The following is a 12,583-nucleotide window of genomic DNA, read 5'->3' on the forward strand; positions in this document are numbered from 1 at the left end:
TTTTACGCCCCTATATCCTATAATTCACTGACAACCAGCTCATTGGCATTATCAATAATGGATGAGTCTATTGACGCGAGATATATTTGCGTGGTGGTCACGGAATCATGCCCGAGCGCGTCAGAAATGACGTTGACCGGGACGTTCTTCGATTTGGCGATGGTCGCCCAAGTATGGCGGGTGACATAGGTTGTAAGTGTAACCGGCAGTTCCGCCATTTCCGCTATGGTTTTAAGGGACTTGTTTACACGGCGTAACGCTGATTCGTACTGCTTGCGCTCGTCCTTGCCGGGAACGGTTATAATCGGGAGCAAATACGGCAGCCCGTCGGTCGGGTATCGCCCGGTCAGTTCTTCAATTTGCCTTATGATCTTGACTTGAAGTTGCTGGCCGGTCTTGTGACGCCGGTATGTCAGTACCCCGTTCTGAATATCCGACTTTCTCAAGAAAGCGGCGTCTATGAATGACATCCCCCTGCACAGGAAAAGAAAAAGGAACACGTCACGGGCAAATTCAAGGTTCGGCCTGCGCGAGAGGTCAAGGTCTTTAATCCGCCTGATGTCGCCGATTGAAATAGCCCGTTTGCGTGTTTTCTCCGTTCCGGTAAACACGGTCCGGAAAGGTTTGCGGTCGATGGCTGGTTCCTGTTCGACCGCACGGTTATAGACCGCCCGGAGGATGCGCATGTAAAAGGATGTGGAATTGGGCGCGAGCCCGGCAGCGTTCAGGTACGCCTGATAGTCCTCCATGATGACATGGTCTATTGCCCCGATCGGGATATCCTCGTGAGCCCGGAACCGCTTGAAACTCCCCAATGCCGCGCGGTAATTATTGGCGGTGCCGGTGTGTCCCAGTTGACTTAACCTGACAATGACATTCTCCATAAAAATAAAGAAGGTATTCTCCTTGCCGGTACGTTGGAACTCCGAGACGACATCATCGGTAGAATAGCCGCGTTGCCGGCTGTCGAGTCTCTCGATGATTCCATGCAATCTCTCCACGTCCCAACACAGCCTTTGTGTAATTGATTGGATGGCGGCCATACGGCCATTCTCGACAGTGGAGACAAGCCGGGATTGCTTTTCGTCCCATTCACAGGGAAACACTTTGTAGCCGGTCGTGATTTGCCTTACTACACGGTGGTTAGTTACAATGATGATTATGCTGCCCGGACGGTCTGCGACTGTTGACGGGCGGAATTTCACTTTTACTGTAGTCATACTTTAATTGTTTAAATTGGTAATATTTCATCCTCATCGTTTTAACTTGTGGCATACAAGAACAGTCAGCGCGATACAGACTGCAAGAAAACCGGTCGCATAACCGAATATTTGCCATAACAGGGCACTATGTATGAACTGCACATTGGCGGCACAAGTACCGGACAAAGCAGCCAAAAGAAAAACTATCACCTCTATCATGCACCAGAACGACATGGAGGAAATGACCACCCGGTCTTTGGCCGACAGGCGGTCGAACAGTCTCGCGCTCTCGTCTTCCAGCCTGCCGGCTATCTTCCGACAGATTTTATCCCCTTCCCGTTCCAGTACCCGTCCGGTTTCCTCGCTGACGGTGACTTTGCTTGCCTGTCGCAGGGAAGAAACAGCCCCGTCCATTTCGGACAGGGCTTCCAGAAGTCTGTTCTCAAGTTTTTCCACCATGTCACAAAGCGCGTGGACGGCCTTATAATTGTCCTCTAACGTGTTTGCCAGGCGTTCTTCCCGCTGCATCTTTTCGGCACCCGGAAGTGCCTCGTCAATTTTTGAAAAATCAAATCTGTTGCTCATAATCCGTTATCTTTTTCGTCCTGTTCTCGGTTTCTTTCCAATCCTCCTTGCCGCCTCGCGGGCACAGCGGCGTGCCCGTTCAAGCTCGTCCTCGTCCTTGTCACGTCCCCAAGGAAGGCCGTTGGAATCGCCGCCTCCGCCCGACGGTGCCGCCTGTGCTGACATTATCCCGACAAACAAGGCTACGGCGAGGTCCGTAAGGTCTTTATGGTTCGCCACCTCGCGGTAGTCGAACTCGTCATCGAATACCTCCATGACCTTTTCGGGAATGAAGTACCGGCGGTTGTCACCGTCCGTGCCGATGGTGTACGAGGTGCTGCCGGATTGATAAAAGGTGTAGTCTGCCGTCGGTTCGCTTCCTTGCGCGCGGGCAGGCCGGGGCGTGGACGCTGCCGTCCCTTTCACTGTAACCGGGACGGGACGTGTTACAACAGCAGCCGGTGGTATTTGTTTGGCCGGTACAGGAACCGTGTGCAGCTTCTTCCACGTGCTTTCGAGTTTGGTCGCCATGAGGTTGCGCCCCTTGCCGAGTTCGGAAGCCTTGTATCTGGCGTTGCCTTTCTTCAACACGTAGCCGCGCAATACATTCCTGCCGTCCTGCAGTTTCCATATCTCGTAGCCTTTGTTTCGGAGCAGTGCCTCGTATTCGTCCCATGACCAATGTTCCATGGATCGCAGAGTTTCCATGCAGTCCCGGTTCACCTGCCCGATGTTCGTTCCACGTACCTCGGCGGCGGTCGTCCAACCCCGTTTCAGGCAACCCGTTCGGCCGCCCGCTGTGCCCGCGCATGGATGTCGTGATCGTTGTTGATGCGCCCCAGCTCGTCAATACGGCAGAACGCGCCGTGAAGGTGGGGGATGCCGCTTTTGGATTCCTCGTGTAGCCATACCGAGCCTTTACTACCTTTGAGGTTGGTCTTCGGGGAGTACGTCCTTCCGTTCTTGTCAAGCAGTTCGATGTTGTCGAACTCGTCGATGAAGTCGTCCCACAGCTTTTGCCAGTCGTTGATACCGAAGTCTTTCGTGTGTTCCGGCGCGGGGCTGACCTCGATACGGATGACGGAATTTTTGACCCGTTTGGATTTGGCCAGTGTAAGTTGCATGGAATCCCATATTCCCGTCGCGTCCAGACCGGGAAGCAGCAAATTGTCCTTGACATGGAAGATGCGCTCGGGATGTTTCTTGTTCCTCGATTCCCCCGTGATATACCTGATGTCATTTATCCCGTGAGAAATGGATTTCGCTTTTCCTATCATGGTTCCTCCTCCCGGTCTTCATCGTTCCTTGTCCCGTCAGGCAGGTGGTTGTCCGCCCGGATCTTGTCAAGAACACCGGTGATGCGGTCGGCCAGTTTCCCGAGTTCCTTGAGCCATTCGAGCATGAAAGGGTAACTGTTAAACATCTGCTTACGTTTTTCGAGGTTCATGCCACGGAGAGCGGACGTGTAGTTTACGAGGTCGCCGCGGCAGCCTATAAGGGTCTCCATGACGGTTTCCTGCCTTGCCGTCAGCCTCGCTTTCGGCCTGTAGCCGGAGGCCCTTGCCAGTATGTAGCTGCTGACGGTCATGCCGCACGCCTCGGCGAGGCGGCGGATATGCCGTTTCTGTTCCGGGGTGACTTTCGCCCCGACATACTCGGTACGCCTGTCATCAGGCGAAAAGGGTGTATTCTGCTTGTCTTCTGTCATATAACGTTGTCTTAAAAGGGTTTTCAAAAGGTGCGAGCCCGCGAGCGCCGCCACCGGCGAACCGCCAGTGAGCCGCGAGAGCGTCAAGGTGATACCGACCAAAGGGAGGTGATACCTTGGCATATCTCGAAACTGAAAGACGTTTTCAGTTCTCCTGCGGCGTGCCTCCACTGCCGGATAGAATACCGTTCAAAAGCTATTCAAGTGCCATTCGGGACGGTAGCGAAGGAGAGGCTGACATAGTTGCCCCGCGTGTCCGTCCAGCCCTCGATGCAGGTCACGGAGGCGACAGAGGCCACTTTGGAAGCGTTTACCGCTATCAAGCCCAGCTTTTCCATTGTGACGAGCAGGTTGCGGACTTTTTTTCTTCCTATGTTCCATTCCTCCGCGAGGCCGGTTTCCGAGAGTTGCAACTGCCCGGCCTGCAACTCCTGCGGCCTGCGGAAAGAATCATCCCTGCCGGATGTCAGTCGCATCCGTGAGAGCAGGTCATAAAAGAGTGCATGGTTGCTGACGGTGTTGCCGCCGTTGTCTTTCATTGCCCTTGCAAGCCATTCAATGGCCTCTGCGGTAAAATGGAAACGGATTGTCCGGAATCCCTGTGGCTTTTGCAAAGCAAATGGTTCCTTGTTCCTCCTGTTTTCTTGCATCATTCAGTAAAAAATAAGGGAATGGAGTACCGGAACATCCTGCAACAGTTTCAATAAAATGTCACGTGTGGGAGCTTCCTTGCCCGTCCGGTACCCCGTTCCGGTTTGCCATCAGTTTCTGTTCCCGTTAGCAGTGGATTGGGATTGCAGGTGCTGCCGTGCATCCTCCACCGCCTTGAAATCGGATGAGATTTTCATCAGCGCGACACTGATACGGCAAAGCTGGCTTATATCCACAAATCCCTTGACCGCTTCCATGAGTTTTTGCGCACGCTCCTGACGGCGTCTCATCACGGTTTCGTTACTTGTCCCGTTTTCCTTGGTAAGACCGTGGTTAAGGAAGCGGTTGACGGCCAGCATGTCGGTCGCTTCAATCGTGCCGATGTCACCTTTCCCCATTCCATAGCCGACCATTACCCGGATGGAATCGGCCTCGTAGGGGGAACAGGCACGAAGAAATTCCAGAATGGTCTGGGCTTTCGCGCCAATGGCGGACCTGCATTCCTTTTTTCTCGGTTCCTTGTTCGTTGGATCCTGAACCGTGGCGGCTTGGCTGCCCGGTTCCATGTTTGTCAAATTGTTCATTTACATTTTTGGTTTAATAGGTCAATAAATCATTTGTTTTTCTCACGTGCCACCAGATAGCGGGAGGCCTCGCTGTCAATTTCGCCCTGTGATTTCACCCGTACCCGTTTCAGCCACGCGTCGAGGTCTTCTTTGGCGAAGTAACACAGCTTGCCGCCCGGCTTGTAGTAAGGGATTGCGCGGCGCATCATCATCTTATAGAGATAGCTGGGCTTCAGCCCGAGATACCGTGCCGCTTCCGTGGTGGTCATCAGATTCCGTTCTTTTTCCATATACGTTCGTTTTAAAATTGTTCCTTGTCCTTTCGGAAAAACCGGAAAATGCTGTTTGTCAGCCTTTTGTTTTCTTCTGTTTCCGATGCAAAGTTAAGTTTACCCCAAGGTGGGCCAATGGGGAACAGATGGGGAAAGTGCATGGAAAAGAAATGCGCCATACTGCTGATATTCAACAGTATGGCGCACTGCCATGATGGAAAGACCTTATCTCAAATGGGGAATTGGCGGGCGGCCATGGGGCGCAGCTTCAGCCGCTTCGCGCTTTCGACGGCCTTGTCAATGGATTCCCGGAAATTCCGGTTCTCCTTTGTCGTGCCTTTGCCGCACACGTCGCCACGGTGCTTGTCGTAGTAGGACTTGGATATGCCACAACGTTTGAGGAACTCTTCCGCCCAAAGTTTTCCACGCTCGCGCGGCCTGATGGTCTGCGAAACGGAGAACACCATGTAGCAGACGCGCAGGTTCTCTTTCGGGCGTACCGCGACAGCGCGTCCGGTGAGCTTCAGGTTCATGAAGTACGCGAAGTCGCTGCCTGACACGTGTTCAAACTGGCAATCGTTGCACACCTCGTGGATGAACAGGCACAGGGCGAGATCAACGATGTCGATACACCCGGATGTCTCTTGCAGCAGCTCTGTTCCGGTCATGGCTTGTCCTCCTGCATCTTGTTGATATCGGAAATGATACTTCCGGCGATTCCTTTCAGGCGTTCCACCAGCACATCAAGGAACATCGGCTTGAAACAGTGCACGCAAAAATACCGGTCGCGTTCCTGCATCCACTCCTTGTATAAATGGTGCGCGTGCGCATGGGCTTCGTCATACTTCGCCTTTGCCGCACTGCATTCCGCATCGAGCAGGCTGTATTCTTCCGCATCCAGAGGCAGGAAGTCCAGCCGGTTGCTCGTTGAAGAATACTCGCGCCAGAGTCCGGTGGCGGTTGCTTTCGCTTCCTCGTGGCGGTGTTCAAAAGGTTTGAGATGTTCCCCGAAAAGAGATTCAAAGTCCACCGCCTGCAACGGTGTCCTGTCAAGGGACAGGTAGGTTTCGGTTTCCAAAAGCAGGGAAGAGGAAAAATCCAGAAGCCTTCCGGGATTCTCCTTTACCAGACAGACCGCCTCCTTGACAAGAAGGTTCGTGTCGCTGAAATCACGGTAGAACAGGGATAACGGCAGGGCTTCTCCAAAGGAAAAAACACCTTGCCGGCAAGTGGCGAGAAGCGTGTTCACTTCGTGCAGCCGTTGTGGAATATTTTGTAGCATGGTGTCCATAATCATAGAAACATTGTCATATATACAGGCATGTACAGCATATCGGCTTCTTTGCGCATGTCTTTTGTGTAAATCAGATATTTGTTCTTTATCCGCGCCGAAAATTTTCCACAGAAAGCATCCAACGAAGCGTGTGCCTTGTAACCGGAAGATTTTACCTCGACAGGGCTTACCTTGTCTTCATCTGCGATAAGGAAATCCACCTCGTAGTTGTGCTTTCCGCTGTCAGTGGGAAACGTGTAATAATACAATTCATGCCCGGCGGCTTTCAACATCTGTGCGATGACATTTTCATAGACATATCCGAGATCCGCGTTCAACTTGTCACTGAGCAGTTTGTGGTAAATCGTGTTGTCGGTAAACTTCTTGTCCCAAAATGCGAGGGTAACGAATAGGCCTGTGTCCCCTACGAACATCTTGTATTTGTCCGGGGCTTGGTGCAAAGCCATTCCCGCGCTTGGGTCATTGGCATGGTAAGCCATATTGACCACCATTGACTCCTTCATTTCGGATATAAGTTCTGCCAGATTTGAATTGCGTGTGCCGTCAGTTGCTCTCCAGGTCAGGTATCTGTTGGCATTGCTTGTCAGCTGTGCGGGGATTTGACGGAACATTTTGGAAATGTTTCCGCTCTGGTCTATCTTGTTGAAATCATCTTCATACAAAGTGATGATAGACCGTTTCACGCTGTCAACCTTTTCCAAATTATTGGTTTCAAGATAGGCGGAAACAGCTTGCGGCATACCTCCGACAAGCATATACAAACGGAAGTCACGCATCAGTTTACGGTTTGTGGCATCTCCCAATGATGTCCTGCCGTTAAAACAGTTTTGAAGCAACTTTATCGTGGCCGTGTCTCCTAACGCCCACTTGAACTCCTCGTAGTCCATCGGGTACATATGGAGCTTCACTTCCTCACTCGGAATCAGGATATTCTTGACATTCTTGCGTATGGATATAAGCGATCCGGTTTCTATATAATCGTACCTGCCGTCTTTCACGAGATACTTGATAGCCTGCCTTGCCTTTGGCGCAAGCTGGACCTCATCAAAAATGATGGCAGACTTTCGCTCTTTCAATTCGGTTCCGTATTCAAGTTGCAAGCGCATGAAAATACGGTTCAAGTCGGACACGTCATTGAACAAGTCCCGGATTTCTGTAGAACAGGCAGCAAAATCCACCAGTATGTAGGTCTCGTATTCATTGGCCGCAAACTTTTCGGCTATGGTGGACTTTCCAACACGTCTTGCGCCCTGTATCAATACGGCTGTCCTGCCTTCATCCGTCCGCTTCCATTGCAGCAGCTCCTCGTATATTTTTCTTTTGAATATCATATAACTGTCTTTAATAGAGAACAAAGGTAATGTATTTTACGCTAATCTCAAATTGTTTTTATAGAAAAATTCCACTAATCTCAAAATCTTACCGATTAGAATAGGCGGTATTCTCAATTTGTTCATTTTCTACTGTACCAGCTTAAAAAAGTAGACTGATGCGGTGACAACAAGTTTGACACGAAGTATTACCACCATTGCTTAAACAAAGTCTTCTGAGATAATATTTCGTGCATAAAAAGTTGTCAATCAAAAACGCTATCCACCAGATTGACCGCTTCAACTTTCTTGCTGTCCACTATCTTTGCATAGATTTGGGTGGTCTTCACGTTGGAATGGCCGAGTAGTTTGCTGGTGGTATAAAGGTCTGCACCAAGCGTCAGCATCATCGTTGCGAACGAATGGCGGCTGGTATGGTAGGTGATTTTTTTGGTTATCCCCGCTGCCACCGCCCATTTGGCCAGCACCTTGTTTATATTGGGTTCGGCAGGCAGTCCGGCAAAGATTTTCAATTCATCCCCTTCGCCGTCCCTCTCGGGCAGCCAGCGGACGGCATGGCGGGAAAGCGGCAGGTAAATCGGCGTAGTGGTCTTCTGCATCACGGTCGATACCCGGTATTGTTCCCCGTCCAGAAAGATGTCCTTCCAACGCAAAGCGTAGATGTCGCTCAACCGCAAACCGCAGTAGCAGGAGAAAAGATAGGCACGCTTCACATCCTCACGGGGGCATTCCGTGTCAATCAGGGCTTTTATCTCGTCAATGGTCAGGTATTCACGTTTGGATTCCGGTACTTTGATACGTTCCGTGGGTGCGAGTGTCATTATCGGATTTTCCGGGATGACTTCGGCACGGACGGCGGCATTAAGCGCGGTGGAAAAGTAACCCACGTAATCCGCCGCACTCTTTGGGGAAAGCGGGTTGCCCCACCGGGTCTTGTAGGTATGCTGAAGCCAGTCTATGAAGCCCAGACACCATTCCTTGTCAATCTCCCCCATCTTCACCTTTTTCCTGTAAAGGGGAAGCAACCGGCAGACCGTCCGTAACAGTTTCCCCCCTCTTGCGCCTTTTCGTTCCTGTTCGGCAAGGTAGGTTTCCATCCAGTCGTCCAGCAGCATTTTGGAACGGACGGATGTCTTTTTCAGCCCGGCCTTCGAGTGGGTCAGTTCGATAATGCGTTTTGACTTGATGGCCTCTATCGCCGCTTTGGTGGCACGGTTCTGTTCCTTGACCATGGGATTGATTTCGGGAAGCAGGTACAGCTTCAGAAACTCGTAACTACGCTTCCCGTCAACATAGATGTCGAGATAATAGGATTCCGAGCCGTCGGCGAGCTTCTTCGTGCGCACCTTTACCGGTTCCTTGAGTCTGGTTGGTTTCCTTGTTGTTGCCATATATAATAATGTATTTAGAATGCGTTGTCAACCAAGGCGATCGCATCGTCCTTTTTCTTGTCCACAATTTTCGCGTAAACCTGCGTGGCACGCACGGAACGGTGCCCGAGAATCTTGGAAACGGTATAGATGTCCGCCCCGAGTGTCAGCAACAGTACCGCGCATGAATGTCTGGCCGTGTGGAATGTCACGTTCTTCTTTACCCCGGCCTTATCAGCCAGTTCTTGAGGCTGATACAGAGATTGCCTGCATTGGGAAGGCCGCCGAAAACAAGGTCTTCGGGCGCACAGTCCTTGCGTTCCGGCAGCCACTTTACGGCTTGGGACGAAAGGGGGATATAAACGGGGTTGGTGGTTTTTGTCATCACCACCGACACGAGCCATTGCCCGCCTGATATGGAGATGTCACGCCAGCGTAATTTCCGTATATCACTGATGCGAAGGCCGCAAAAACAGGAGAACAGGTATGCCTGCCGTACATGCTCGTTGAAGAATGGCGTGGCAATCATCTTCTTTATTTCCTCGATGGTCAGAAAATCCCGTTTGCTTTCGGGCACCTTGATTTTTTCGGTCATCTCCAGTTTGTACCAAGGGTTCGATTCAATCAATTTCTCACGTACAGCCTCGTTCAATGCGGTACGCAAGGTGGTATAATAGGAATGAGCCGTCTTGGGAGAAACCGGCTTGCCCCATGCGGTCTTGCAGGAAGAACGAAGCCAGTCGATATAATCAAGGTAGAACTGTTTGTCCAAATCACGGAGCCTGGCATCCGCACGGAACTTCAACAGGTTCTTGCGGGCGTTGTCTATACCGTTCAGGTCACGCGCTCCCCGGTGCTCGTGGTTTTTGCGGACAATGGCCAGCCAGTCTGACAACAACATGTCGGAAGATTTGTTTTCCGGCACTGCTTCCACCTTCGCTTTGAGCAGGGCTTCTGTCCGTTCACGCTGAATATCTTCCGCCTTGCGGAGTATCTGTGCGTTTTGCCGCTTTACTTTGGCGGATGTTTCCGGCATGAGGTAGAGTTGCAGGAACTCGTACTCATGACCGCCGTCCACACTGCGGTCAAGAAACAGGGATAAACGTCCGTCTGCCAGTTTGCGACGACGCAACTTGAACGGGGATTTCTCTATCAATGATTTCTTTTTTCTTCCCATTGTTTGTTAGTGATTTATATCCATATACAAAGATACGAAATAATCCGAAAATGAGTATCGTTTTCGGTAACAAAAATGGCGAATAATAGAGATTTTTAAGGAATACAACAGAAATCATTGTATTTTCATAATACATTAATAATCAATACTTAATAAGATTTTCAATACTTTTATTTTCCCTTATTTTCTATATATAGGCTAATGGGCAACTATATTCTCTATCATCAGCAACAGCAAGGATGGGGAAGTAAAATCATAAAGCAACTGGCAAAGGCTATCCGGCTGAATTTTCCTGAAAAGAAAGGATATTCAGAACGCAACCTTACCTATATGTGTCAATTCGCAAGGTCATATCCGCTGAATGTACTACAAAGTTTTATTGATACGGATGCAAGGCTGTCTGTTCCAACCATACAGAATGTTACTAATGAAGTGTTGAAACTGAACGACAAACAATTTACGCAGGAACTTACTGCGCAAATACAATCCACTGTTTGTCAGCCTTTAGAAATTACGCAGGAAGTTCCTGCGCAATTTCAAGATGTAGAGAAAACCGTTTCTGCCATTTATAGGATGGGGATTAGAGAGATAGAAAAAGTTTTCTTGACCTCTCCCGTTTCCAAAATAAACTGGGCAAGCCAAATGGCTATACTTGACAGTTCGCTACCGTTAGGCATAAGCTATTGGTACATGAAGCAGTCCGTAGAAATGGGCTGGAGCAGCAATGTTCTTAAAATACAAATTGAAACCAATCTGTATAGTAGACAAATCAGCAACAACAAGGTTAATAATTTCACTGCCACGCTCCCTGCACCGCAAAGCGACCTTGCCAACTACCTGTTGAAAGACCCGTACATCTTTGACTTAGCTGGAACTAAAGAGAAAGCAGACGAAAGGGACATAGAAGAACAGTTGGTTAAGCACGTTACCCGTTACTTGCTGGAAATGGGCAATGGCTTTGCTTTCGTTGCCCGACAGAAGCATTTTCAAGTCGGGAACAGCGATTTCTATGCAGACCTGATTCTGTATTCCATTCCACTGCACGCATATATCGTGGTGGAATTAAAGGCTACCCCATTCAAACCGGAGTATGCAGGGCAACTGAACTTCTATATCAATGTGGTGGATGACAAACTGAGGGGAGAGAATGACAACAAGACTATCGGTCTGTTGTTGTGCAAGGGAAAGGACGAAGTTGTGGCACAATACGCATTGACAGGCTACGACCAGCCGATAGGCATCAGCGATTACCAACTGAGCAAGGCTATACCTGAAAACTTAAAATCGGCTTTGCCAAGTATAGAAGAAGTGGAGGAAGAACTGACTTCCTTTCTTGATAAAGATAAGAATCCATAAACCAAGCGTATATGGCAGTAGAAATACAGATTATGATTCCCCAATACGGTGAACTCAACAGAATATACAGTGACTTTATTGTCAACCATACTTTCTCTTTTGACAAGCAGAAATTCATCACGAACTTCTACAAGCAATACAATGATACAAAAGCTTTTGAAGCAGCTATCCTTGAATTGGTACTTGACAAGCAGAAAGAACAGTACACTCTGATTCTCAACAGCCTGAGAACCGAGATAGAGAAAAACATATTGATTTATGAAAAACACCCATTGTTTGATGATGAGATAATTTCTCGTGGGTGCTACAACTTCGCTGGCAGATATGATACTGATATTAAGGTACAATTGGAGGTTACACAAAAATTAAGCAAGCCTTTGAATGAAGCATACAACAGGTATGATTCCATTGGTTACAGGAAACATTCGGCAGAAGAAGAAATGCAAGCCGAAAAAGAATATGAACGCTGCAAGTCTGAATATGAGAAAGAAAAAGAAGAACTGAACAGGCTTTATGAATTGCAAAAGCAAGCAAGAAAAGAGGCTTTCCAATATATAAAGAATTGCTGTGGAGATATTTATAAATTGAGCTTCCATTTTATGGAAATATTAGCAAAATATATTCCCGTAGCTAAAGATAAGCCGGAAGAACTAACCAAACCAAGCGAACCCGATATACAAGAGGAAGCACCAAAAGAGGAACAACACGAATATTTCGACATGGAGTTTCTTTCGCTCATTCACACAACCTGCGTAGGAGAACAATTCGAGAATATTTCCGAATATGATTTCTATGCTTGCATGAATCTGCACCCCGGCAAATGTAAGTTGAAGATAAAACCGAGAGAGAAAATACGTGTCTGTTACCTGATATTCCTGATGGGCGAACAACTGCCCAAACTTGACAGGGAGAATTGGAAGAAGAATGTCCTCAAAATGCTGGATATTGAAGAGAACTATTACAAGTCAAAATACAAGGAACCTGTTTCCGATTTCCCAAGTGACAGCAACCAGAAGTTTGCCAAAGAAATGGACGCAATATTCCGATAATTCGTGATATGCCCTGACATTTTACGAAATTACCACTTTAACT

At 49.0% G+C, this 12,583-nt stretch carries 13 protein-coding genes and 2 pseudogenes; 2 read left to right on the plus strand and 13 right to left on the minus strand.

Translation table 11 applies throughout. From position 1 onward, the window contains the following. Positions 1–17: 17 nt before the first annotated feature. The 13 genes and pseudogenes from JCM17102_RS10265 to JCM17102_RS27110 all read right to left on the minus strand — a co-directional run bounded on the left by JCM17102_RS10265 (position 18) and on the right by JCM17102_RS27110 (position 10,135). A complete protein-coding gene (locus JCM17102_RS10265) occupies positions 18–1,220 on the minus strand; it encodes a tyrosine-type recombinase/integrase (protein ID WP_008672553.1) in 1,203 nt (400 codons plus the stop codon). 33 nt (positions 1,221–1,253) lie between these two features. Continuing rightward, complete coding sequence (locus tag JCM17102_RS10270) at positions 1,254–1,787, minus strand: hypothetical protein (RefSeq protein WP_008672552.1); 534 nt, start codon at positions 1,785–1,787, stop codon at positions 1,254–1,256. A 6-nt stretch (positions 1,788–1,793) separates the two neighbouring features. Continuing rightward, positions 1,794–3,043: pseudogene (locus tag JCM17102_RS27105) on the minus strand (relaxase). Beyond that, positions 3,040–3,474: a plasmid mobilization protein gene (locus tag JCM17102_RS10280; RefSeq protein ID WP_008672550.1), complete on the minus strand. Its 435-nt coding sequence runs from the start codon at positions 3,472–3,474 to the stop codon at positions 3,040–3,042. The pseudogene JCM17102_RS27105 and the gene JCM17102_RS10280 overlap by 4 nt, the downstream one beginning before the upstream one ends. A gap of 200 nt (positions 3,475–3,674) precedes the next feature. Continuing rightward, positions 3,675–4,127 carry a hypothetical protein gene (locus JCM17102_RS10285; protein ID WP_008672549.1) on the minus strand — a complete coding sequence of 151 codons (453 nt, stop codon included), beginning with the start codon at positions 4,125–4,127 and terminating at the stop codon, positions 3,675–3,677. Positions 4,128–4,235: 108 nt separating this feature from the next. Next, positions 4,236–4,709 carry a hypothetical protein gene (locus tag JCM17102_RS10290; RefSeq protein ID WP_008672548.1) on the minus strand — a complete coding sequence of 158 codons (474 nt, stop codon included), beginning with the start codon at positions 4,707–4,709 and terminating at the stop codon, positions 4,236–4,238. 29 nt (positions 4,710–4,738) lie between these two features. Next, on the minus strand, positions 4,739–4,981 hold the full coding sequence (locus JCM17102_RS10295) for a helix-turn-helix domain-containing protein (protein WP_008672547.1): 243 nt from the start codon (positions 4,979–4,981) through the stop codon (positions 4,739–4,741). Positions 4,982–5,193: 212 nt separating this feature from the next. Then, positions 5,194–5,631, minus strand: a complete 438-nt coding sequence (locus JCM17102_RS29635; protein WP_008672545.1) for a hypothetical protein — start codon at positions 5,629–5,631, stop codon at positions 5,194–5,196. Then, positions 5,628–6,260 (minus strand): hypothetical protein, encoded by a 633-nt coding sequence (locus JCM17102_RS10310; RefSeq protein WP_008672544.1) that lies wholly within the window; start codon positions 6,258–6,260, stop codon positions 5,628–5,630. Before JCM17102_RS10310 ends, JCM17102_RS29635 begins: the two co-directional genes overlap by 4 nt. After that, positions 6,257–7,588, minus strand: coding sequence for an ATP-binding protein (locus JCM17102_RS10315; protein ID WP_025075053.1), 1,332 nt, complete (start codon positions 7,586–7,588; stop codon positions 6,257–6,259). Before JCM17102_RS10315 ends, JCM17102_RS10310 begins: the two co-directional genes overlap by 4 nt. A gap of 245 nt (positions 7,589–7,833) precedes the next feature. Further along, on the minus strand, positions 7,834–8,979 hold the full coding sequence (locus JCM17102_RS10320; protein ID WP_008672542.1) for a site-specific integrase: 1,146 nt from the start codon (positions 8,977–8,979) through the stop codon (positions 7,834–7,836). Positions 8,980–8,993: 14 nt separating this feature from the next. Continuing rightward, entirely contained in the window at positions 8,994–9,290 is a 297-nt protein-coding gene (locus tag JCM17102_RS31540) for a tyrosine-type recombinase/integrase (protein WP_275564365.1), read from the minus strand. After that, on the minus strand, positions 9,179–10,135 hold the full coding sequence (locus JCM17102_RS27110; RefSeq protein ID WP_275564366.1) for a site-specific integrase: 957 nt from the start codon (positions 10,133–10,135) through the stop codon (positions 9,179–9,181). The genes JCM17102_RS31540 and JCM17102_RS27110 overlap by 112 nt, the downstream gene beginning before the upstream one ends. 192 nt (positions 10,136–10,327) lie before the next feature. Between JCM17102_RS27110 and JCM17102_RS10330 the strand changes: the two are divergent. Further along, positions 10,328–11,491 (plus strand): annotated as a pseudogene (locus JCM17102_RS10330) (PDDEXK nuclease domain-containing protein); the annotation flags it as partial. An 11-nt stretch (positions 11,492–11,502) separates the two neighbouring features. Beyond that, entirely contained in the window at positions 11,503–12,540 is a 1,038-nt protein-coding gene (locus JCM17102_RS10335) for a hypothetical protein (protein ID WP_025075055.1), read from the plus strand. The last annotated feature ends 43 nt before the right edge of the window (positions 12,541–12,583 follow it).

The organism is Bacteroides faecichinchillae JCM 17102, from assembly GCF_000614145.1.
In the GTDB taxonomy this organism is placed as follows: Bacteria; Bacteroidota; Bacteroidia; order Bacteroidales; family Bacteroidaceae; genus Bacteroides; species Bacteroides faecichinchillae.